This is a genomic window from Breoghania corrubedonensis (assembly GCF_003053845.1).
Taxonomy (GTDB): domain Bacteria; phylum Pseudomonadota; class Alphaproteobacteria; order Rhizobiales; family Stappiaceae; genus Breoghania; species Breoghania corrubedonensis.
The window spans coordinates 185,309-207,910 of sequence record NZ_QAYG01000008.1; the positions used below are offsets into that span (position 1 = coordinate 185,309).

At 64.1% G+C, this 22,602-nt stretch carries 18 protein-coding genes; 10 read left to right on the forward strand and 8 right to left on the reverse strand.

The features are described from left to right. The first annotated feature begins 46 nt into the window (after positions 1 to 46). The 4 genes from C8N35_RS18385 to C8N35_RS24405 all read left to right on the forward strand — a co-directional run bounded on the left by C8N35_RS18385 (position 47) and on the right by C8N35_RS24405 (position 3,580). Positions 47 to 1,249, forward strand: coding sequence for a pyridoxal phosphate-dependent aminotransferase (locus C8N35_RS18385; RefSeq protein WP_107991180.1), 1,203 nt, complete (start codon positions 47 to 49; stop codon positions 1,247 to 1,249). Between the two features lie 173 nt (positions 1,250 to 1,422). After that, positions 1,423 to 1,908, forward strand: a complete 486-nt coding sequence (locus tag C8N35_RS18390; RefSeq protein ID WP_107991181.1) for a DUF992 domain-containing protein — start codon at positions 1,423 to 1,425, stop codon at positions 1,906 to 1,908. A 256-nt stretch (positions 1,909 to 2,164) separates the two neighbouring features. Continuing rightward, a complete protein-coding gene (locus C8N35_RS18395) occupies positions 2,165 to 2,740 on the forward strand; it encodes a DUF992 domain-containing protein (RefSeq protein WP_170122161.1) in 576 nt (191 codons plus the stop codon). A gap of 705 nt (positions 2,741 to 3,445) precedes the next feature. Further along, the gene (locus C8N35_RS24405) at positions 3,446 to 3,580 is read left to right on the forward strand and encodes a hypothetical protein (protein ID WP_281261781.1); all 135 of its coding nucleotides are present in this window, start codon (positions 3,446 to 3,448) and stop codon (positions 3,578 to 3,580) included. 260 nt (positions 3,581 to 3,840) lie between these two features. Here the strand turns inward: C8N35_RS24405 and C8N35_RS18400 are convergent, their stop codons facing one another. Continuing rightward, on the reverse strand, positions 3,841 to 4,212 hold the full coding sequence (locus C8N35_RS18400; protein ID WP_107991183.1) for a rhodanese-like domain-containing protein: 372 nt from the start codon (positions 4,210 to 4,212) through the stop codon (positions 3,841 to 3,843). A 370-nt stretch (positions 4,213 to 4,582) separates the two neighbouring features. Between C8N35_RS18400 and C8N35_RS18405 the strand changes: the two genes are divergently transcribed. Both C8N35_RS18405 and msrP read left to right on the forward strand, forming a co-directional pair. Beyond that, positions 4,583 to 6,634 (forward strand): elongation factor G, encoded by a 2,052-nt coding sequence (locus C8N35_RS18405; protein ID WP_107991184.1) that lies wholly within the window; start codon positions 4,583 to 4,585, stop codon positions 6,632 to 6,634. A gap of 164 nt (positions 6,635 to 6,798) precedes the next feature. Continuing rightward, a complete protein-coding gene (msrP, locus tag C8N35_RS18410; RefSeq protein WP_107991185.1) occupies positions 6,799 to 7,758 on the forward strand; it encodes a protein-methionine-sulfoxide reductase catalytic subunit MsrP in 960 nt (319 codons plus the stop codon). Between the two features lie 678 nt (positions 7,759 to 8,436). Here msrP and C8N35_RS18415 read toward each other — a convergent pair. From C8N35_RS18415 to C8N35_RS18425, 3 genes are all read right to left on the reverse strand, one after another. Next, positions 8,437 to 9,327: a LysR family transcriptional regulator gene (locus C8N35_RS18415; RefSeq protein ID WP_107991186.1), complete on the reverse strand. Its 891-nt coding sequence runs from the start codon at positions 9,325 to 9,327 to the stop codon at positions 8,437 to 8,439. 150 nt (positions 9,328 to 9,477) lie between these two features. After that, complete coding sequence (gene trxB / locus C8N35_RS18420; RefSeq protein WP_107991236.1) at positions 9,478 to 10,443, reverse strand: thioredoxin-disulfide reductase; 966 nt, start codon at positions 10,441 to 10,443, stop codon at positions 9,478 to 9,480. 25 nt (positions 10,444 to 10,468) lie between these two features. Beyond that, on the reverse strand, positions 10,469 to 11,467 hold the full coding sequence (locus C8N35_RS18425; RefSeq protein ID WP_245926855.1) for a mitochondrial fission ELM1 family protein: 999 nt from the start codon (positions 11,465 to 11,467) through the stop codon (positions 10,469 to 10,471). 171 nt (positions 11,468 to 11,638) lie between these two features. Here C8N35_RS18425 and C8N35_RS18430 point away from each other — a divergent pair, with 171 nt between their 5' ends. Next, a complete protein-coding gene (locus C8N35_RS18430; RefSeq protein WP_107991188.1) occupies positions 11,639 to 12,106 on the forward strand; it encodes an Lrp/AsnC family transcriptional regulator in 468 nt (155 codons plus the stop codon). A 106-nt stretch (positions 12,107 to 12,212) separates the two neighbouring features. Here the strand turns inward: C8N35_RS18430 and C8N35_RS18435 are convergent, their stop codons facing one another. Continuing rightward, complete coding sequence (locus C8N35_RS18435; protein WP_107991189.1) at positions 12,213 to 12,422, reverse strand: cold-shock protein; 210 nt, start codon at positions 12,420 to 12,422, stop codon at positions 12,213 to 12,215. A 333-nt stretch (positions 12,423 to 12,755) separates the two neighbouring features. After that, positions 12,756 to 14,441 carry an acyl-CoA dehydrogenase family protein gene (locus C8N35_RS18440; RefSeq protein WP_107991190.1) on the reverse strand — a complete coding sequence of 562 codons (1,686 nt, stop codon included), beginning with the start codon at positions 14,439 to 14,441 and terminating at the stop codon, positions 12,756 to 12,758. A 564-nt stretch (positions 14,442 to 15,005) separates the two neighbouring features. On the opposite strand from C8N35_RS18440, the gene C8N35_RS18445 reads away from it, so the two are divergent. Continuing rightward, positions 15,006 to 17,012 carry a methyl-accepting chemotaxis protein gene (locus tag C8N35_RS18445; RefSeq protein ID WP_146177430.1) on the forward strand — a complete coding sequence of 669 codons (2,007 nt, stop codon included), beginning with the start codon at positions 15,006 to 15,008 and terminating at the stop codon, positions 17,010 to 17,012. 37 nt (positions 17,013 to 17,049) lie between these two features. Here the strand turns inward: C8N35_RS18445 and C8N35_RS18450 are convergent, their stop codons facing one another. After that, positions 17,050 to 17,943, reverse strand: coding sequence for a DMT family transporter (locus C8N35_RS18450; RefSeq protein ID WP_107991192.1), 894 nt, complete (start codon positions 17,941 to 17,943; stop codon positions 17,050 to 17,052). Positions 17,944 to 18,324: 381 nt separating this feature from the next. Here C8N35_RS18450 and C8N35_RS18455 point away from each other — a divergent pair, with 381 nt between their 5' ends. Then, positions 18,325 to 20,268 (forward strand): methyl-accepting chemotaxis protein, encoded by a 1,944-nt coding sequence (locus C8N35_RS18455; RefSeq protein ID WP_170122162.1) that lies wholly within the window; start codon positions 18,325 to 18,327, stop codon positions 20,266 to 20,268. 137 nt (positions 20,269 to 20,405) lie between these two features. Next, a complete protein-coding gene (locus C8N35_RS18460) occupies positions 20,406 to 21,590 on the forward strand; it encodes an NAD(P)/FAD-dependent oxidoreductase (RefSeq protein ID WP_107991194.1) in 1,185 nt (394 codons plus the stop codon). Between the two features lie 22 nt (positions 21,591 to 21,612). Here the strand turns inward: C8N35_RS18460 and C8N35_RS18465 are convergent, their stop codons facing one another. Next, positions 21,613 to 22,410: an alpha/beta fold hydrolase gene (locus C8N35_RS18465; protein WP_107991195.1), complete on the reverse strand. Its 798-nt coding sequence runs from the start codon at positions 22,408 to 22,410 to the stop codon at positions 21,613 to 21,615. Positions 22,411 to 22,602 lie beyond the last annotated feature (192 nt).

Here is a 22,602-nt window from a genome sequence, read left to right on the forward strand (position 1 = left end):
CGCCGTTTTTCCATCAATGGCGCCACTTCTCACGGAGAACAGAATTATGGCCTTCCTTGCCGACTCGCTTGCCCGGGTGAAACCGTCCGCGACCATCGCGGTCACCAACAAGGCCCGGGAACTGAAAGCGGCCGGACGCGATGTCATCGGCCTGGGGGCCGGTGAACCGGATTTCGACACCCCGGACAACATCAAGCAGGCGGCGATCAAGGCCATCACGGACGGCAAGACGAAATACACGGCCGTCGACGGTCTGCCGGAACTCAAGCAGGCGATCGCCGACAAGTTCTCCCGCGAGAACGGGCTGACCTACAAGACCTCCGAGATCACCGTCGGTACCGGCGGCAAGCAGGTTCTCTACAACGCCTTGATGGCGACCCTGAACCCCGGCGACGAAGTACTGGTGCCCGCACCCTACTGGGTGAGCTACCCGGACATGGTGCTGCTGGGCGGCGGGACACCGGTTCCCGTCGACACGACCATCGAGAGCGGCTTCAAGGTCACCCCGCAGGCGCTGGAAGCCGCGATCACGCCCAAGACGAAATGGCTGATCTTCAACTCGCCCTCCAACCCTTCGGGCGCGGCCTACACGCGCGCGGAGCTGGAGGCGATCGCCAAGGTGCTGATGAAGCACCCCCACGTCTGGGTGATGACCGACGACATGTATGAGCACCTCGTCTATGACGACTTCGCATTCACCACGATCGCTCAGGTCGAACCCGGTCTGAAGGACCGCACGCTGACGGTCAACGGTGTTTCCAAGGCCTATGCGATGACCGGTTGGCGTATCGGCTATGCCGGCGGGCCGACCGATCTGATCAAGGCGATGGCCAAGATCCAGTCGCAGTCGACCTCCAACCCCTGCTCGATCTCGCAGTGGGCGGCAGTCGAGGCGCTGACGGGCCCGCAGGACTTCATCCCGAAGAATGCGGAGATCTTCAAGGGTCGGCGCGATCTGGTCGTCTCCATGCTGAATCAGGCGCAGGGCCTTTCCTGTCCGATGCCGGAGGGCGCCTTCTACGTCTATCCCTCCTGCGCCGGCCTGATTGGCAAGACCGCCGCCTCGGGCAAGAAGCTGGAGACGGACGAGGACTTCGTCACCGCGTTGCTTGAGGATGAGGGCGTCGCCGTGGTGCAGGGGTCAGCCTTTGGTCTTGGCCCCAACTTCCGCATCTCCTACGCGACCTCCACCGAAGCTCTGGAAGAGGCGTGCACGCGCATCCAGCGTTTCTGCGGAAATGTGCGCTGACGCGAACGACGTAAGCGCAATTTACGGAACCCTCTACCGGACCTTGCGTTGATGTGTCGAAACGGACGCAGTTGCGCTGCAGGCTCAAAAGCCTGTGACGCGACTGCGGAAAGTCAGGCTTCGGCCGGGTCCCGACGCAATCGGCGGGACCTCGACACTCAAGAGGGATTTCGATGACCAGATACATCACCACGCTTTTCGCCACGGCCGCCGTCGCCGGTACGCTTGCTGCCATGCCGGCCATGGCCGCGGATGATCCCGGCATCAAGGTCGGCGTGCTGAACTGCACCGTCGCGGGCGGGTCGGGTTTCATCTTCGGTTCTTCCAAGGAAATGACCTGCGTCTACAACCCGGTCAAGGGCACGAAGGAAACCTATGTCGGCCGTATCACCAAATACGGCATTGATGTCGGAGAGACCGGCGTCAGCAAGATTGCCTGGGGCGTGCTCGCACCATCGGCGGACATGAAATCCGGCGCGCTTGAAGGCGATTATGTCGGTCTTTCTGCGGAAGCGACCGTAGGGGGCGGTGTCGGCGCCAACGCGCTGGTCGGCGGCCTCGACAAGTCCATCACGCTCAACCCGGTTTCCGTTCAGGTACAGAACGGCCTCAACGTTGCGGCAGGCATCGCCCAGCTGAAGCTGACCGCAACGAACTGAGCGCATCGACCCGAGCTTCGGCCCGAAACCCGAAGGTCAGTCGTGACCTTTGGCGTGTCCTTCAGGGTATGCGCCGCGTCTGCGTGATGTAAGGTAACCCGCTTCCAGGCCCGCTTTGCGTGGAAGCGGGTGTTCCATGTCCGGCTTTTATCACAAGGGCACGGCCGGAAATGGCGGGACACGGGACGGGAGCGGAGTGCGGTCGGATCGGGTCGAGCTGGTCGATACGCGCTGCGGATATGCAAGAGGTGTCGTGATGTCATCGAAGAGGGCTGCCATCCTGTTTCTCGCGGGCCTGCTGGTCTTTCCCGCCGGAGCGGTCATGGCCGATGAGGACGGAGCCCAGGCGGGAGCCAAGGCCGGAAACGGGGCAGAGAACGGAAAGGTCAAGATCGGGCTGCTCGACTGTGCCATCAAGAGTGGCGATGACGGTGTCCTGCAATCGGCGAAGGACCTTTCCTGCACCTTTCAGCGCGACGGGGACCAGCCGCCGGATGTCTATTTCGGACAGATTCGCCGGGTTGGCCTCGATCTCGGCAAGACGGAGGGCGGCGTGATACGCTGGCTCGTGTTCGCCAAGACCGAGGGACAGTCCGCGACCGGGAGCGGGGCCAGGACGAGCCCGGAACCGGGAGATGCAGAATCAGGTGTGCTTGCGGGCGATTATGTGGGTATCTCTGCCGAGGCGACGCTCGGCGTCGGCATTGGGGCCAATGCGCTCATCGGCGGAGGCGATCACTCCATCGTGCTGCAACCGATGAGCCTGAAGAGCCAGATTGGCCTCAATCTCGCTGCCGGGATCACCGAACTGGAGCTGCGCTCGCTGAATTAAGGGGGGGCATAAAGCGTCTCCCCGCAGGCCTCAATGAGTCCCGTGGCTTGTTTGCAATTTCGCCACGCATTCGTACTTTGCGGTGTTTGAAGTCACATCATCATTTGAATCGACTGTCTCGCGTGACATGGGATCGGGCACATGAAGTGAGAGGCTCGATTTATGTCTGCGTGTCGACGTTTTCTTTTCGCCACAGCCCTTTGTGGTGTCGCAACGTCCGCTTTTGCCGGTTCCGCTGGCGCCGCTGATTTGGGGGCGCCTGGACTTTCCCTGTCCGGGGCGCCTGCCGTCTCCGGCGTGAACGGCAAGATCGCCACCAGCTTCGGCGCCGTCAACGATACCGGGACCGCGACGATCTCCGGTTCCTTCGTGATGCTGCTCGGCCATTCCTTCGGCCTTCAAGCTCGATGGTTCGGTCGGGTCCACCGATGGCGATGCCAGCTACGGCGTCGGCGCCCATGCGTTCTGGCGTGATCCGTCCGCCGGTCTTCTGGGTGTCTATGCTTCCTATTCGGGCTTCGACGGCGATCGCGATGTCAACCTGGGCATCGTGGCGGGCGCCTGTCTCTGGAGGGGCTTGCGGGCGTCGACTACGGCTATGGCGATACCGACCTCTTCGGCGCCGTCACGGCGGCCTTCTATCCGATCGATGATCTGCGCCTTTATGCCGGCTACCTCAATGTCACCGGCGACAATTTCGCCTCAATGGGTGCGGAATGGCAGCCCGACCTTGCCTTCGCGCCGAATTCCAGCCTGTTTGCCGACGGTCTGGTCGGCGAGAACGATGCATGGAGCGTGATGGGCGGCGTACGGTTCTATCTTGGCGGCGAGACCGAATAGCTGATCCGTCGTCACCGCGAGGATGATCCGGGCGATCTGGGGCTGCGGGCCCTCGGCCAGGCGCTCGACCGTCTGCAGGAAAAGAACGAGCCTGAACCGGCTGGGTTTGTCTGCCCTCCCGGCTCGGTTCCGGTTCCTGGAGGGTGCGTCTATTAGGGGGCGGTTCCATCGCGGGACACAATACGATACCGCAACGAGGCCGGGCGGTCATCGCCCTGCCTTTTTTGTCGTCTGGGAGAATGAGCGGCTGCCGGCAGCGCCTATCTCGAAACCACGGCACCGGTGGCCGGGTCGATGGCGGAATAGGGTAGCTTGTCGGCCTTCCAGGCGTTGAAACCGCCTCCCATATGGGCCAGCGGCGCGATTCCGGCCTGCGCGCAACGGTCGGCGATGGCCTTGGAGCGGATGCCGGAGCCGCAGTGGAAGACGATCGGCTTGCCGGTCTGCACCGGCAGCTTGCCCGGATCGAACGACGACATTGGGAACAGCATCGCACCGGCAATGTGCTCGAAGGAGTATTCGGCCGGCGTGCGCACGTCGATCAGAACGATTTCGTCGCGATCGAGGCGCTCCTTCACCTCTTCGGGGGTGAGGACCTGCAGTTCGACGCCGCTGACAGTTTCCGTCTTCATCACGAAATGCTCCGTTGCTTGGTGAAAACCCGAAAGCCGGGCCGAGTGCCGCTGGAACCTGGGGGATGTTTCCTCCCTCGGCCACATTCGGGGTCTGGAATATTTCGATCCAGCGTTAGCACTTTCCCGTAAACGGGAAAAGCCGCGGTTTGGAAAACCCTTGCGCGTATTGCGCCGCGACATCGGATTCCCTTGCGCATCGAATGCGTGCCTGAGACGATGGTTTCGGGCCGGAGCCGAAGGCAGCCGGTTAGCCCTATCGCGGAGGACGGACGCTAACGAACAAATAGGGAGCGATCAATTCGGGACATGAGCTCTCCGCAGCGTCCGTCGCACGTCTCGCACCCGAGAACGAGAAGGAGAGACCACCATGGGAGATGCCAACGGCAGAGTAGCCGGGCCCCGGTGCATTGCGCTGGTCGGTCCGTTCGCAAGCGGCAAGACCTCGCTTCTGGAAGCAATCCTGGCGCGCACGGGGGCCATCCATCGACAGGGAACCGTCTCTCAGGGGAATACGGTCGGTGATGCCTCGCCGGAGGCACGCGCCCACGCGATGAGCGTGGAGGCGAATATCGCCGAGACGAGCTTCATGGGCGACGACTACACATTCATCGACTGCCCCGGATCGGTCGAGTTTCTGTTCGAGACGCAGGGCGTGCTTGCCGGCGTCGATGCCGCCATCGTGGTAGCGGAAGCCGACGAGAAGAAGGTGCCCGCACTCCAGCTCATCCTGAAGCAGCTGGAGGAACGCGGCGTGCCACATCTCGTGTTCCTCAACAAGATCGACAAGGTCGACGGCCGCGTCCACGATATCCTGACGATGCTGCAGCCGGCCTCCGCCGTACCGCTGGTGCTGCGCCAGATCCCGATCCGCAAGGACGGGCGGATTGCCGGGTTCATCGATCTCGCGCTCGAGCGCGCCCACATCTACCAGGAACAGGCGCCTAGCGAGGTGATCGATTTCCCCTCTGCAGAGCGCGAGCGTGAGCTGGAGGCGCGCTTCGAAATGCTGGAGGCCGTCGCCGACTACGACGATGCGCTGATGGAGCAGCTGCTGGAGGATATCCAGCCCGACGCCGACCATGTCTTCACCGACCTCGTCAAGGAAACGCGCGAGGGCCAGATCTGCCCCGTGTTCCTGGGATCGGCCGAGCATGGCAACGGCATCGCGCGGCTGATGAAGGCGCTTCGCCACGAGGCGCCCGCGGTCGGGCGGACCTGCGAACGTCTTGGGCTGGACGAAGGCACAGGCTCGGTGGTGCAGGTTCTCAAGACCTTCCACACGCCGCATGCGGGCAAGCTGTCGGTTGTGCGGGTGCTGGAGGGAACGGTCGCAGACGCATCGGTGCTGATGCGCGCGGACGGTTCGGAAAGCCGGGTGTCGGGCGTGTTGAAGGTCATCGGCACCCAGACGAGCAAGCGCGGGCCGGCCGGGCGCGGAGAGACGGTGGTTCTCGGCAAGCTGGAAACGGCGCAGACCGGTGACACGCTGAGGGTGGATGCGCCGCCTGCAAGCAATCTGGTGACGCTTGAGCCGCCGGAACCGGTGATGGCCTATGCGGTCCGGGCCGGTGACCGCAAGGACGAGGTCAAGCTTTCGGCGGCGCTGACGCGCATCCTGGAGGAGGATCCCTCGCTGATCTTCGAACAGGTGCAGGATACGGCCGAGACGCTGCTTCGCGGGCAGGGCGAGATGCACCTGCGCGTCGCGCTGGAGCGGCTGACGGGCAAATACGGCATCCCGGTTGAGACCGGACATCCGCACGTGCCCTACAAGGAGACGATCCGCACGACCACCAGCGTGCGCGGCCGGCACAAGAAGCAGTCGGGCGGGCATGGCCAGTTCGGCGACGTGGTGCTCACCATAGCGCCTGTGCCACGCGGCGAGGGGATCGTCTTTACCTCAACCATCACCGGCGGCGTGGTGCCCAAGCAGTATATCCCCTCGGTGGAGGCCGGCGTGAAGGACTATCTGCGCGAGGGACCGCTGGGTTTCCCCATCGTCGATATCGCGGTGACACTGACCGACGGCTCCTACCACAGCGTGGACAGCTCCGATCAGGCCTTCAAGGCGGCGGCGCAGGTGGGCATGCGCGAGGGCATGGAGGCCTGCAAGCCGGTGCTGCTGGAGCCGATCATGGATGTGACGCTCTTCTGTCCGAGCGAGGCGACGGCGAAGATCAACGCCATCGTATCCAGTCGGCGCGGGCAGATTCTGGGCTTCGATGCGCGCCCCGACTGGCTCGGCTGGGATCAGGTCAAGGCGACGATGCCAGCCGCCGAGATCCAGGATCTGATCATCGAGATGCGCTCGGCCACGGCCGGCGTTGGCACCTTCATCTCCCGGTTCGACCATCTGTCGGAGCTGACGGGCAAGCTCGCGGATCAGGTTCTCCAGCATCACGGCCGGCAGGCGGCCTGACGGCCTCCAGCGGGCGCGCTCGTCGCCCGCACTCCGGAAATCGCGAAACGGACGGTCCGCCCGCCCGTTTCCGCCATCCTCGCATTTCTTTGAACGGCTGGTGATTTGAACGGCCGGGGCCGCAGGTCTACGGCTTTGGAAGCGAATGCGAGGAGTATCGGGCCATGAACATCATCAAGCGCCGGCGCTGGGAGATTCCCCACGATCAGGCAACGCCGGAGGCCGTCTTTCTCGACCGTCGTCGTTTTCTCGCCGGGGCCGGGCTGATCGCCGGCGCGGCGGTCGGTTTTCTGCCGCACGGCGCGCGCGCGGAAACCGATCCGAGCGCGTCGCTCTATCCGGCAAGGCGCAACGAGGCCTTCAAGCCGGGGCGAGAGATCACGCCCGAGGAGATCAACTCCACCTACAACAATTTCTACGAGTTCGGCTCGCACAAGCGCATCTTTCAGGCGGCGCAGGCGCTGAAGATCAGGCCATGGGAAATCCGCATCGACGGACTCGTCGACAAGGAGATGACGCTCGGCATCGACGATCTTTTCGCAAAGGTTGCGCTGGAGGAGCGGCTTTATCGGCACCGGTGCGTGGAGGCGTGGTCGATGGCCATTCCCTGGACCGGTTTTCCGCTCGCCGATCTCGTTCGCATCGCGCAGCCGAAGGCGGAGGCGACCTATCTGCGAATGGAGACGTTCCTCGATCCCGACGTCGCTTCGGGCCAGCGGCAGACCTGGTATCCCTGGCCCTACACGGAAGGGGTGACGATCGCGGAGGCGACGAACGATTTGGCCTTTCTCGTCACCGGCGCCTATGGCAAGCCGCTGGCGAAGCAGTTCGGCGCGCCGCTCAGGCTGGCGCTTCCGTGGAAATACGGTTTCAAGTCGATCAAGTCGATCCGGCGCTTCACGTTCACGGCCGAACGGCCGACCAGCTTCTGGCAGTCCGTGGGGCCGGATGAATACGGTTTCTGGGCGAATGTGAATCCGCAGGTGCCGCATCCGCGCTGGAGCCAGGCGAGCGAACGGATCCTGGGCACCGACGAGCGCGTCCCGACACAGCTCTTCAACGGGTACGCGCAGGAGGTGGCGGGGCTCTACAAGGGGATGGAGAACGAGCCGCTCTACCGGTAAGAGGCGGCCAAGTCATACGTCCGGTGCATGGCTGGATCCGTCGCATCTGCCTAATTTCTGTACCAAGATCAAATAGTGGCCGTAATGGCGCCAATGCCGCGTTTGCCGACGGTTCGGAGCGCGAAGGGCTTCGGTGCGCCCTCGCCGGGGCGGCAGTCGTTGCGCGCGAGGGGATCTCCCCGAAGGTGCGGCGTGCCTTTGGAAAGGCTTGCTTTTGCCCGGGCCCCGCAATGCGCCTGTGCGGGAAAACCGCCTTGCGGCAATACTTGCAGGCATTTTCCAGGATATGGAAAAAATCCATAATCCGGGCAACGGGTTGTCGGAGCCGCCAACGGCTCCCGTGTTCAGGTTGTCGTGTGTGCTGGAGGGAAGGCGGCCGGACAGGAAATGGCGCCAACGCGGTCTGGAAAGGGGCTTTAAAAAAAAGAAGCCGGGCTCGCGAAGAGCCCGGCAGTTCTGACCACGAGAAACTCGTGGACATTCACCTTCCAGAGGGAACAGATGGCTGAAATCGGCGCGTCGCAGGGAGGAGGTTGCGACGGCCCAGAACCATCAGACACTGCCTATATGCGCGGCACAGGCTGCACAAACAACTATCAACGGTGCAATTCTGATATGCGCAGGCTGCATGGCAATGTCATCACCGTGCCACGTTGGTTGCAGAGCGGCGGGCGCCCCTCAGTAAGTCCAGTGTTCGGCGTTGGAAAGAAGGAAGTCGCGGAACGCGGTAATGCGCGCGGTGTTCTTCAATTCGGATGGATAGACGAAATAGGTGTCGAAGCTCGGCACGTCCGCGCCCGCTATGAGCTGCACCAGACCCGAATCGGTATCGATCAGATAGTCCGGCAGAAGGGCGATGCCGATGCCGCGCTGAACGGCGCGCTTGATCGCCACGACGTTGTTTACCCTGAGTGCCGCGCGCCGCCTCTGGCCTTCGGGCATGCCGGCGGTTTCCAGCCAGTTCATGTCGCGCAGATAAAGCGGCGCCTTCTCCCCGAAACTGATCAGACGGTGGTTTTCCAGGTCGCGCTCGGTGACCGGGCTGCCGAAGCGTTTGAGATAGGTGGGCGAGGCGTAGAGATGGAAATGGACCGTGAAGAGCTTGCGCTGGATCAGGTCCGGCTGTACCGGCTGGCGCAGGCGGATGGCGACGTCGGCCTCGCGCATGGAGAGATCGAGTTCGTCGTCGGTGAGCAGAAGCTCGAGATGCACGTCGGGATAAAGATCGACGAAATCGTTGAGCCGGGAGGTGAGCCAGGTGGAGCCGAGGCCCACCGTCGTCGTGATGCGCAGCAGGCCCGACGGTTTGCCCTTGGTGTCGGTCAGGCGCGACTGGACGGCTTCCAGCTTGCGCAGCACGTCCTGGGCGGTGCGGTAGAGCATCTCGCCCTGTTCGGTCAGCAGCAGGCCGCGGGCGTGGCGGTGGAACAGCGAGACGTGCAGTTCCTGTTCAAGGGCTGAAACCTGGCGGGAGACCGCCGACTGGCTCATGTGCAGCATGTCGCCCGCATGGGTGAAGCTGCCTGCTTGCGCCGCGGCGTGAAAGATCCGCAGTTTGTCCCAGTCCATTTTCAGTTCCTCTTCAGGCGCATTCCGTCCCCCTGCATCGGCAGGGGAGAGCAACGCCCGCCAACGCAGCCTGCCCCGGGGTGTGTGATCCTCGAGGCAGATTGGATCTTCGCAAGGGGGCGCTCGCTCGCTGTGCGCTGCGACGTCCGACTATTCGGCCGCTTCTTCCGCGGTCACTTCCAATTCTGCCAGATATTTTTCCGCTTCGAGTGCGGCCATGCAGCCCATGCCGGCGGCCGTGACCGCCTGGCGGTAGATTTCGTCGGTGACGTCGCCGGCGGCGAAGACGCCGGGAAGGGAGGTCTTGGTGCTGTCGCCTTCCGTCCAGATATAGCCCGTCGGCTTCAGTTTGATCTGGTCCTTGAAGAGGTCGATTGCCGGGGCGTGGCCGATGGCGATGAAGACGCCGTCGGCGGAAAGCTCCATGGTCTCACCGGTCCTGGTGCTCTTCAAGCGCGCGCCCGTGACGGCGGGCGGCGTTCCGCCGCCGATGATCTCGTCGAGCGCGTGATTCCATACGACCGTGATCTTCGGGTGGGCGAAGAGGCGCTGCTGCAGGATCTTTTCCGCGCGGAATTCGTCGCGGCGGTGCACCACGGTCACTTCCTCGGCGATGTTGGCGAGGTAGAGCGCTTCCTCGACGGCCGAATTGCCGCCACCGACCACGATCACCTTGCGGCCGCGGTAGAAGAAGCCGTCGCAGGTGGCGCAGGCCGAGACGCCGGCGCCCATGTAGGTCTGTTCGGAGGGCAGTCCCAGCCATTTCGCCTGGGCGCCGGTGGCGATGATGACCGCGTCAGCCGTGTAGACCGTACCGCTGTCGGCGACGAGACGCTTCGGCGTGGCGGTGAGGTCGGCTTCGACGATCAGATCCCAGACGATCTTGGTGCCGACGTTTTCCGCCTGCTTCTGCATCTGCTCCATCAGCCAGGGGCCCTGGATGGGATCGGCGAAGCCCGGGTAGTTCTCCACTTCGGTGGTGATGGTAAGCTGGCCGCCGGGCTGAAGGCCCGCGATCAGCGTCGGTTCCACCATGGCGCGCGCGGCGTAGATCGCGGCCGTGTAGCCGGCGGGACCGGAACCGATGATGAGAAGCTTGGAGTGTTGAGCGGTCATGGGCATCGTCCGGTCTGTAAGGGTCTCAGCTTTTGCCGGACTTTCCGGCATGTCGGGCCTGCCACAGGGCGCGGATCGCCTCTGCAATGACAGGTGTGGAATCTAGTGGCTCGTACCTATAGGTTTCAAGCCGACCGGCAAAGGGGCGGGTAACCCCTAATGCCGACATATTATCAAGAAACTTGCGGATTTTCTCGTGACCGCCGCTTGGCTCGTAAACAAGGACGGGGCGACCGGTCGCAGCCGCTTCCCCAACCATGTTGGTTGAATCGGCCGTCACCACCACCGCATCGGCGCATGCCAGATAGGCGGCCAGCGGATTTTCGCCCGTTCCGTCCCAAAGAAGGTGAGGCCCGCCGATCTTCACAACACCGGCGATCCTGTCTGCAAGAAGTTCCGGCGTTCGGCGCGACAGGGTAACCATCAGGTGGGATGTCTCCGCCAGATGCTCCAGTCTGTGGCCGAGCGCCTCGACGTCATAGGCGGTGAAGCGGTGATGACGGCTGTCTCCGCCGATCAGAACGGCAACGCGCGGCGAGGCCAGATGCGCGACATCAGCCGGTGGCATGACGCGCAGGCGGCTAAGCTGAACCTTGGAAAACCGGTGCGGCGGGGTGGGGGTGGCAAGAACGTTGTCGCCGCGCAACCTGTCGTGCGCGGGGACCCAGATGAAATCCGCTGTCGTTGCGCCCGTCAGCGGGTCCTTCAGGAAGGCCGTCATGGTCGCGCCGCCGGAGGCGCGCGAGACGTATCTGAGATAGGGGACGGTGCGCCGTCCGGAGGCGATGACGAGATCGGGATAGGGCGGGCGGATCGGGCTTTGCGGGCGTGACGGTCTTTCGCGCGGATCGATAGGTCCCCATGGCATCGCCCAGACGAAGGGCGCGCGGGGGGCGACGTGCCGTTTCTCGAAGGTACAGCCAAGCGCCTCGGCAACCGCGGCGCACTGGTTCTCGTCGCCGGCCTTTCCGTCGCTCAGCACCCAGGCGGACCTGATCTCCAGGTGCGCGCTGCTTTCTGTCACAGGGGCCGGCACGGGGGACAACCTCTCATATTCTTTCCGAATCGTGCGCGATATTGTTATATGGTTACAAATCTGCGCAAAAAAGCATACATCCGTGCACATGCATTGTGACGCATTGGAGTTGGTTCGTCGTGGCACGAGCCGCCCAATGACGCAATCGGGGGTTCAAGCGTGAAAGCTCGACTGGACGCGATCGACTGGAAGATCCTGAAGGAACTTCAGGAGGATGGCCGCATGACCAACGTGGAACTGGCGCGACGCGTCGGCATCTCCGCCCCGCCATGCCTGCGCCGGGTGCGCGCGCTGGAGGAAGCCGGCATTATCCGCGGCTATCGCACGCTCGTCGACGAAAAGCAGCTCGGGCTCGACGTTACCGCCTTCGCGATGGTGGGTTTGCACTCCCAGGCGGAGGGCGATCTCCAGGCCTTCGAGCGTGCCACGCGCAACTGGCCGCTTGTCCGCGAGGCCTACATGCTGTCGGGCGAGGTGGATTTTCTGCTGAAGTGCGTGGCGCCCGACCTCCAGACCTTCCAGAACTTCATCATTTCCGATCTGACGGCGGCGGCGAATGTCGACAGCGTGCGCACCGCGCTGACCATCCGCCGTACCAAGGACGAACCGCTGGTCGCACTGGACTGAGCGGGGGCTGTTTCCAAGGCCCGGTCCCGCACCAGCGTGAGCCGCATACGAAAAAGCCCGCCGGGCGAACCCGGCGGGCTTCGAAACTTGTATGCCGTCGGCTCGATTAGTCGAGCGCGCGCAGTGCGCCGGCCGAGGTGCGGCCGTCACGGCCCGTCTCGAGCTCGAACTCGACCTTCTGGTTTTCGGCAAGGCCATGCAGACCAGCGCGTTCCACCGCGGAAATGTGGACGAAAACGTCCTTGCCGCCAGCGTCCGGCGAAATGAAGCCATAGCCCTTGGTGGTGTTGAAGAATTTCACGGTGCCGGTAGCCATCTACCTGTCTCCATCATCTCATCATCTACCGCAGTGCGATATTGCAGCGGCTTAACGCAGTTATCGATATCGTCCCGAAACTGCGACCTTTGTTCGGACAGGCAGTATCTTAGAAGAGCGAAATAACTGGTCTTGGCGACATAGAACCAGTTTGCGGATAAATCAAGACCCATGCGACGTCGAGTGGCGTTCGTTTTGTAAAAATTCTCGTGAACGGTTTTCCCATTCCGGACGGTCAATCAGAAAAAAATAAGAAATACGATGACCTTGGCGACGGATGGCGCCGTCGCCGGGTCGTTTCGGGGGATGGCGATAAAATTTCCCTAGGGGCAATTATGCCGCGGCCGTCTCCAGCAACCTGCGCGCGATGACCTGCGCCTGAATCTCTGCGGCACCTTCGAAGATGTTGAGAATGCGCGCGTCGCACAGCACGCGGGAGATCGGATATTCCTGCGCAAAGCCGTTACCGCCGTGGATCTGCACCGCGTTGTCGGCCGCCGCCCACGCCACACGGGCCGCCAGCAGCTTGGCCATGCCCGCTTCCAGATCGCAGCGCCGGCCCTGATCCTTCTCGCGCGCTGAGTGGTAGGTGAGCTGGCGCGCCACAAGGATCTCGCTCGCCATCATCGCCAGCTTGTCGGCGACACGCGGAAACTTGATCAGCGGCCGGGCGAACTGGATGCGTTCCTGGGCGTAGCGTAGGCCCAGCTCCAGGGCCGACTGGGCGACACCGATGGCGCGTGCCGCGGTCTGAATGCGGGCGCCCTCGAAGGTCTGCATCAGCTGCTTGAAGCCCTGACCCTCGACCTGACCCAGCAGGTTCTCCGCCTTCACTTCGAAACCGTCGAAGGCGATCTCGTATTCCTTCATGCCGCGATAGCCGATGACCTCGATCTCGCCGCCGGTCATGCCTTCGGCCGGGAACGGATCGGCGTCGTCGCCGCGCGGCTTTTCGGCGAGGAACATGGACAGGCCGCGATAGCCGGGTTCATCCGGATTGGTGCGTGCCAGCAGCGTCATCAGGTCGGCGCGCACCGGATGGGTGATCCAGGTCTTGTTGCCGTGGATCTTCCAGACGTCGCCTTCCTTCACCGCGCGCGTCCTCAGCGAGGCGAGGTCGGAGCCGGTGTTGGGTTCGGTGAAGACGGCGGTCGGCAGAACTTCGCCGGATGCGATCTTCGGCAGCCACCTGGCCTTCTGCTCGTCCGTGCCGCCGCACAGGATCAGTTCGGCCGCGATTTCGGAACGCGTGCCGAGGGAGCCTACGCCGATATAGGCGCGTGACAGCTCCTCGGAGACGACACACATGGATTCCTTGCCGAGGCCCAGTCCGCCGTATTCCTCCGGAATGGTCAGCCCGAAAACGCCGAGTTCTGCCATGTGGGTGATGACGTCGAGCGGGATGTACTCGTTGGCGAGATGCCATTCGTGCGCGTGGGGCACGACTTCGCTCTCGCCGAAGCGGCGCATCTCGTTGCGGATCTGTTCGTAGGTTTCCTCAAGCCCGGCATCGCCCACGGTGGCGGAGCCCTGCTGCTGCACCATCAGTTCGACGAGATGGGCGCGGGTTTCGGCCGTGTTGCCGGTGGCGATCAGGATCTCGACTTCACTCGTTCGTGCCTGTGCGATGGCTTCCGCGCTCACGCCCATGTCGGCAAGGCGAACAATCTCGCCCTGGCTCATCGGGATGCCTCCGAAGACCTGGGCGAGGTATTCGGCGAACGCCATGCGGGCGAGCTGATCCTCGATATGACCATAGCGGCCTTCGGCGCTCATGCGCGCGGCATAGTCGGCCATCTGGCGCAGAGCCTGCGCGTAGGTGGCGAGCCATGCCAGACCGTGGGTGGCGCGCTGTTCCAGATCCATACGCGCGGCGTCGATCCGTCCGTCGACCACGACGCGTTCGCGGATACGAGTGGCGGCTTCCGCCACGAGGCCATCAACGGCTGCGATCGCAGGTCCGGCAAGGGCGGCGAGGTCAGGAGCGGCTGCGGCCGGCGACGGCGCGGCGAGTGTCATGTCGGATCCCCCACGTGTGCTTGTTCGTGTTTTCTGCTTGTTACGCCAGGGTATGTTGCGCTGCAAACTATCCTTTTGTCGAGTCCGTCGCAGGTGGCGCGAGCCCGCGCGGCTGGAGGGAAAACGAGCGACGCGGAGCGGGCCATTTCGCGAACTCGAAAATCGCCGCAGTGGCCCGTGCGGTACAGGGGCTTCTGGCGCGGAAAGGTGCCCGCTCAATAGGCAATTTTGCGGAGGTATGCCCCGCCTTCTGCCCAAGAATGGGGCGCATCGCAAGCGGGATCTGCGACGAAGGGCGTTTATCTTCTTGATCTCAATGCAATATCCAAGATCATATGTGGCTCTGTACCTTTGCTTATGAAATAGATCCTTTGTATCAATGGCTTGATTTGCTCTTTTATCCCTTCGTAAACCACTCGCCCATAACCTGTCCGCGATTTCCGAAATCGGCCGCTGGCCATTTCTTGCAATTGTGGTGTGCCGGAACGCCTGGAGCGCCTTTCGATCAATTCGATCCGAACGGGTGACCTTCCAGCGACGCCGCTTCGGGTTGGGACGTGTGCGATGCGAATTTTCCGTGAGAACAAGTTCGGTTTTCTTTCCGGCCTCTCGCTCAAGGCTCGGGTTTTCAGTCTCGTCGTGATTTCGGTGGTCAGTCTTCTCGGCGTCGCCGGCGTCTACTGGTGGAGCCAGTCGCAGGTGGCGCAAGCGAGTGCGGACCAGGTCGCCTACGCCTCGCTTGCGACGGAAGTTCGGGATATGGCGGCAGCTGCCCAGCGGCTGCACGATGCCGAGCAGGGCTATCTGCGAAAGCCGTCGCAAGAGGCGATGACGGCGATCTTCTCGCTTGAGGACAGTGTCAGGGCGAGCGGAACGACAATCGAGCAAATGGACGTGGCCGGTCCCTATCGCGCGCATCTTGCCGATGTGCTCGACACGCTCGACGGAATTCACGGGACGTTCGAGAGACTGCATGAGGTGCAGACCGGCATCGGTTTTGATCCCGAAACGGGCCTGCTTGGCGAGCTATCGACCCGTTCTGCCAAGGTCGAGCGGCGTCTGGTGAAGGAATCGCGCTTCGGCGGCGGGCCCGACTACGACAAGCTCGCCCGCGCGTTGATCGAAGTGTCGCGTGACGAGAAGGCGTTCCTGCTCAACTCCAGCGATGTCGCGGAAGGCGCATTTGAGGTTTCCTACTCCCGCTTTGGACGGCGGCTGAAGAAGGCGAAGATTCCGCAAGATGTGCATGCGGAGATTTCCGGCGACATGGCGGCCTACCGGAAGGCCTATGATTCCTACAACATGCTTGTGGGCGAACGCACCAAGACCGTCGAACTCATGGAAACGCTCTTCTCGCTGTTGCCGCCGCGCCTCGATGCGCTGAAGGCTGTCGCCGCTCAAGGTCGCTCGCAGGCCGTTGAGCGGTTGAACGAGGTGCGTTCCTCGACGCTGATTCTCGTGACCGTGATGATTGGTGCCGCGATTGTCGTCGCCACACTGCTGGGGCTTGTCATCGCGTCTTCGATCACCGGTCAGCTCGCCGGCTTCAGAAAGGTGATGGAACGGCTGGCGACCGGCGAGAACGACGTGGATATTCCCGATACCGGGGGGCGGGACGAAATGTCGGCGATGGCGCGCACGCTCGTGGTTTTCCGCGATAACGCGCTGGAACGCGAGCGTTTGAGTGCCGAGCAGGCGCAAGACGAGGAGGCGCGCACCATACGCGCAAACCGGATCGCCGGCCTGATCTCGGCCTTCGAAGCCACGGTGGCCGGCGTGCTTGCCGGTCTCAACAGCGCTTCGCAGGACTTGCGCGGCGCCGCCAGGGCGGTGGAGGAGGCATCCGACAATGTTACCGACGAAGCGCGCCGGGCGGGCGAATCGGTCGGTGTCGCCAATGAGAACGTCGGATCGGCGGCGGTTGCGACACGGGAAATGGCGTCCTCCATCGGCGAAATAGCCGAACAGGCCGGCAGATCGCGTGAAATCGCGCGCCGCGCCTTGAGCGGGGCGGAGGAGACGTCCTCCACCATGGCAACGCTTGCCCAGACCGCCGACCGCATCGGCCAGGTGATGCATCTGATCCGGGATATCGCAGACCAGACAAACATGCTGGCGCTCAACGCCACCATCGAGGCGGCGCGCGCGGGGGAGGCGGGCAGAGGTTTCGCGGTGGTCGCGGCGGAGGTGAAGGAACTGGCGACGCAGACGTCGAGGGCGACGGAGGAAATCGCCACTCAGGTCAATTCCATCCAGTCCATTTCCTCCGATGCCACCGGTTCCATCGCCGATATCCGCCAGATCATCGATGACATGTACGCCATCGCGGAGACGGTGGCGGCCTCGGTGGAGGAACAGAGCGCCTCGGTGGACGCCATCTCGCACAATATCGACGGGGCGTCGGCGCGTTCGCAGGAAGGGGCACATGCGATGGGCAGCGTCGGCGAGGCGACGGAGCATGCCCGGCGCACCGGACGCAGTGTCGAGGGACTTTCCGAGCGGCTTGCCGAGCAGGTGGAAACGATCCGCCGCGAAGTGGAAGTGTTCCTCGACGGCGTGCGCGCAGCCTGATCCCGCAGGACATGATCCTGCAGGACCGGGCGTCCGTTCAGGCAGTTTCGGCGCGCGGCCGGGTGGAGGCGCGCGAGACGAGGGCAACGGCGCCGATGGCGATGAGCATGCCGACGATCTGAACGGGGGTCAGCGCTTCATCGAACAGGAAGTAGCCTTCCACCGCGGTGGCGGCCGGCACCAGGTAGAAGAGGCCGGCCACGCCCGAAACCGCCCCCTTGCGGATCAGCAGCATCAGGAGCGAGATCGCGCCGAGCGACAGCACGAAGACGAGCCAGGAGAGCGCGAAGACGAATTCGCCTGTCCATTGCACCTCGCCGTTTTCGGTGAGAAGGGCGGCCACGGCCGTAACGATGAAGGCGCCGGCATATTGGTAGAAGACACCGCCGCGCATTTCCATGTGCTGGGCGAAACGCTTCTGATAGATCGTGCCGAAGGAAATGCCGAGCACGGCAAGGAGGCACGTGCCGACGGTCTCGGGGCGGATGCCCGCGTCCGCCATGCCCGCCTTGGGGCCGAGCACGAGCCCCACCCCGACAAGACCGACGGCCATGCCGATCCAGTAGCGCGCATCGATCCGTTCCCCGAGGATCATCCCGGCGAACAGCGCGGTCACGAGCGGCTGCAGACCGACGATGAGCGCCGCGACGCCGGCGGGCATGCCGTTGTCGATCGACCAGAAGACGCCGCCCAGATAGATGCCGTGAATGAGCACGCCAACCACGACGGCATGACCGCGTTCGCGCATCGTCATTCCCCTGCGGGGGCGCACGATGATCATCGACACGGCGAGGATCGCGAGCACCGCCACGTAGCGCAGGACCAGGAATGTCATCGGCTCGGCGTAAGGCGCGCCCATCCGCGATCCGATAAAGCCGGTCGACCAGAGCAGCACGAAGACCACGGGCACGGCGCGAAGAAGCAGGGACATGAAAGGATCCGAAGAAACCGCGCACGCACGAAAGCGTCCGCAAACGCATGGTTGGGGACAGGAGATGCAAGGAGCCCGCTCGCCGCCGCGCCCGGGGCGCGCGGTCACCTTAACGGAATGCGTGTTTGTCGCAACCGCGACGATTGCCGTCTCGTCAATGCGTCGCGCAGCCGCTGGCCCCTTTGCAGGGATGCGGACCACGGATCCGCGCCTTGCGAAACGAAATTGCAACGTTAATGCGGGACAAACGGAGCTTGTGTCCATCACAGGTCTGTCCGGTCATGGTGTGTGCCGGTCGCCTGCCTCACGCTACGGGAACACATGACCGGAAGGTCCGCTCGATCGACGAACGGCAAGACAAACGGCAGGCAGGCAAGCGGCATGTCCGTTTTTCGCCTCGTCTTGCTTTGTCTCGGGGGCGCCCTGGCCGCGGCCGCATTGTGGATGGCACATGCCGACGAGGCGCGAAGGGCCACGCGTGCCGGCGCGCGCGACGCGCTGCGCATGGACCTCGCCGACACACTGATTTCCCTGCGCGACTTCCGCGACGCCGCGAGCCGCTATCTGAACAATCCATCGCGCGAACGGATCGGTCCGGTGAGCGAGGCGGAGTGGCGGTTGCGCGACCGGCTCAACGCCCTGGGAACGCTCCCGGCACCGGCGGACGGTTCGGGTGAGGGACATGTAAAGGCGTCGGATCTCATTGCCGAGCTCGACGGGTTGCACAATCTTTTGGAAAATGTCCGGTCCAGCCAGAAGGCGATCGGCAGCGACAGGACAAGCGGTCTGCTCGGCCGGCTGAAGGAGGCCGGTGATGCGGCTGCGGCAGCGTTCGGGAAAGAACTTTCGCGTCGTCATGCGCCGGCCGGGCTGAAAGACGTTGCCTCCGCTTTTGACAAGGCCCGCCGGATCGAGACCGTCTTTCTGGTAACGCAGGGCTCCGTCGATCCTTCCGGTTATCGTGGAGAACTGGACGGCCTTGTCGGCAAGCTTCGTGCCGCACGAATTCCAGCCAAGCTGGAGGCACGGCTCGCGGGACAGCTTTCCGGCTACCGCGATGCCTTTGTGGCCTATGTCGAGGCCGTGCTTCGGCGCAGCGCGGCGACGCGTGGTGTGGAAAGCGGGCTCGACCGGCTGGTCGGGGATCTCTCCGCGAAGCTTGAGGCACTGCGCGGGACATCGGCAAACGTGGGGCCGGGGGGCAACAGGCTCCTGCTTCTCGCCCGGCCGGGTGCGCTGCTGACGGCAGGGCTCGGGCTTTGCGTGCTCGCGGCCTTCGGGCTGGGGCGCTCGCTTGCTGAACGCCGCAATACGGCCTTGCCAGTTGACGACGAGACGAGGCGGGGGCTTGGCCTCGCTCACGAACCCGTCGGCACTGTCTGTGTCGCCGAAACAGTGTCCGATGCGGCCGACGCCAAGGCGGAGCGCGCCGAAGCGCTTGCAGAAGTGCAGAAGGCCGGCGCGGCGTGGACGGCGCGCAACGAGCGTATCGAGGACATGGCGCAGCATCTGGAGGAGACGGTGTTCGTGGCGATCGCCAGCCTGAAAACGGCGGCCGGCGCGATGAACGAGGCGGTGGAGGCCGTCGCGGTGACGTCGAAGAACGTGCTGGGGGCGGCCGACATGAGCGGCACCAATCATCAGGCGGTGCTGGAGGCGCTGGAGGCAGTGCGCGCCCAGCGCGACGAACTCGCCGGTTCGCTTGCCTCCTTCGGGACACTTGCGGAGCGGACGGACGCGGTGACGACGGCGGCAAGGGGACGTTCGGGCGGTGGCGACGCGGTCATGACCCGGCTTTCCGGTTCGGCCGAGCGGATCGGAAACATGCTGGAAGCGATCCGCGCCGTGGCGGACCGCACGAACATGCTGGCACTCAACGCGACCATCGAGGCGGCGCGGGCGGGGGCGGCCGGCAAGGGCTTTGCCGTCGTTGCCCAGGAGGTCAAGCAGCTTGCCGGCCAGACGGCGCAGGCGACGCAGGACATTGAGGCCGAGATCGGCGCCATCCGCGCCGCCACCGACGATGCGGTCGCCGCGTTCAGCGAGGTTGCCGGGGTGATCGATACGGTCGACGGGGTCGCCTCGAGCGTGCGCGAGACGCAGGCCTGGCAGGAAGACCGCATCGCGGAACTGACCATGCGGCTCGACGAGGCGTCGGGCCTTGGGGGCGATGGCGAGAAGACGGCGGCTGTCATCCGCAAGGCGCGCGGACAGGCCCAGCAGACCGGGGCGGCCGTCGACAGGCTCGCCGTGATCATGCTGGAGGAAGCCTCGCGCGTGGAAGGCGAGGTGAAGGACTTCATCGCCGGACTGCGGGCTCTTTGACGGTCTGACGCGTCTCCGCAGGACACATTCCGACCTTCGTGGCTCTTCACATGTCGTCGTGTCGCGGTTCGGCGGCTTGTGGTAAAACCGCGCGAAGACACCGATATGGCGGGATCATCGAGGCGGGACGGAGAACGATGAGCAAGACGTGCGTGATCGTTGGGGCGGGGCAGGCGGGTGCGCAAGGCGCGCACAGTCTGCGTCAGGGGGGCTATGAGGGCGATATCGTCATGCTCGGCGCGGAGGCTCATCCGCCCTACCAGCGCCCGCCGCTTTCCAAGAAATATCTCTCCGGCGAGTTCGAGGCCGAACGGCTATGGCTGCGGCCGGTGGAGTTCTACGAGACAAACCGCATCGATCTGAAGGTCGGTTGCGCGGTCTCCTCGATCGATCGCGAAGGCGCGCGCGTCGTGTGCGCCAATGGCAGCGAGATCGGCTACGACACGTTGCTGCTCGCGACCGGCACCCGGCCGCGCGCGCTGTCCCTGCCGGGGTTCGATCTTCCTGGCGTCCTGCCGCTCAGAACGCTTGCCGATGTGGACGCATTGCGTGCCCTGATGGAGGTGCCGCGCCGGATTGTCATCGTCGGCGGCGGCTATATCGGGCTTGAGGTCGCGGCCGTGGCGCGCGGGCTCGGTCACGAGGTGATGGTGCTGGAAAGCCAGGCCCGGGTGCTGAACCGGGTCGTGGCGCCGGAGCTGTCCGACTTTTTCTCAACGCTGCATACCTCACGCGGCGTCGTCCTGCGCTTCGGCGTTTCCGCCGCCGCCGTTGAAGGTGATGGCGAGGCGGAAGCGGTGCGGCTGACCTCGGGCGAGCGGATCGAGTGCGATCTCGTCCTGGTTGCCGTTGGCGCGGTGCCCAATACCGAGCTGGCCCAGGCAGCCGGGCTTGCCGTCGAGGACGGCATTTCCGTGGACGCGTCCTGCCGGACATCCGATCCGGCGATCTACGCGGCGGGCGACTGCACCCGCTTTCCCTCCGCGCGCTACGGCCGTAGCATCCGGCTGGAAAGCGTGCAGAACGCCATCGATCAGGCGAAGGCCGCGGCCAGCGCCATTCTCGGGCAGGAGCCGACCTACGATCCGGTACCGTGGTTCTGGTCGGATCAGTACGAGATCAAGCTGCAGATCGCCGGCCTGTCGCAGATGTACGATGAGACGAAGCGCATTGGCGATCCGGCCGATGGATCGTTCTACATCGCCTATCTGCGCGACGACCGGCTGCTGGCGGTGGATTCCGTTAGCCACCCGCGTTCGCACATGATGGCGCGGCGCTCGCTTGGCGAAGCGTGGCGCGAGGACCTGCTGCCGGCGGGTTGAGACGCGGTCGCCGGAGATATTGTCAGCTTGTTCCGGCGCGCACGTTTTCCAGCACAAGACGCGCGACCTCGCGCGGGATCTCGACCTGCAGCATGTGGCCGACGCGTTCGAAGACGTGGGCGGCGACGGAGCCGGGAAGGCGGTGGGCCTGACGGGTCGGCAGAACGCGGTCCTGCGTGCCCCAGATGACCTTCACCGGGCAAGGGAGCTCGCCCAGCTTGTCGCGCGGCAGGGTCTTCTGGCGTTCGCCGTCGATGATCGCCTCCACGATCGTCTCCAGCGCCTCGATGGCGCCCGGCCTCGACCGTACCTGGGCGATGTGGGCGGCAAGCTTGCGCGGCACGAGGCTTTCCCAGCCGAAGAACTGTTCCAGCAGCATCTGGATCTGTTCCTCGTCGCGCGCGGATGCGTAGCGGCGCAGCAGGCGGTGGTTGATTTCCTCGCCGAAGCCGCCGGGGGCAAGCAGCGTCAGGCTGGCGATGCGTTCGGGCGCGCGCAGGGCGATCAGCGTGGCGATGGCGCCGCCCATCGAATGGCCGACCAGATGGACCTTGTCGAGGGACAGACCGTCGAGGGTTGTGCTCACCGCCTTGGCTGTCATGCCCGCATGACCGATTTCGGGCCAGTCTACCGCCGCTCCGTGGCCGGGGAGGTCGAAGGCCAGCGAGCGCACATGCCGCGACAGCGCGGTCTGGATGTTCGCCCAGCTCACCGCATCGCCGCCGAACCCATGCAGCAGGACAACGGGAGCGCCTGTGTCTCTGGAGCCGGATTCCGGGCCGTATTCCTGAACGGGCAGCAGGCGGACTTGGTCTGTCATTTATGTCTCCGGTTGTCTCTCGCGCGGGATTGTTCGTGGACGAAATGGCGGGTCTGCCGCGCATCAAAGCCTGAAACGCGGCGAGCGGCAACGGCGGCGCGCATCCCTGCGCGAAGCCTTGCCGGATGTGGCCAAAATAGCGGGAAACTGTGTGTTCGCGATCACATACAATCGCAGCATTGCCAATTATGG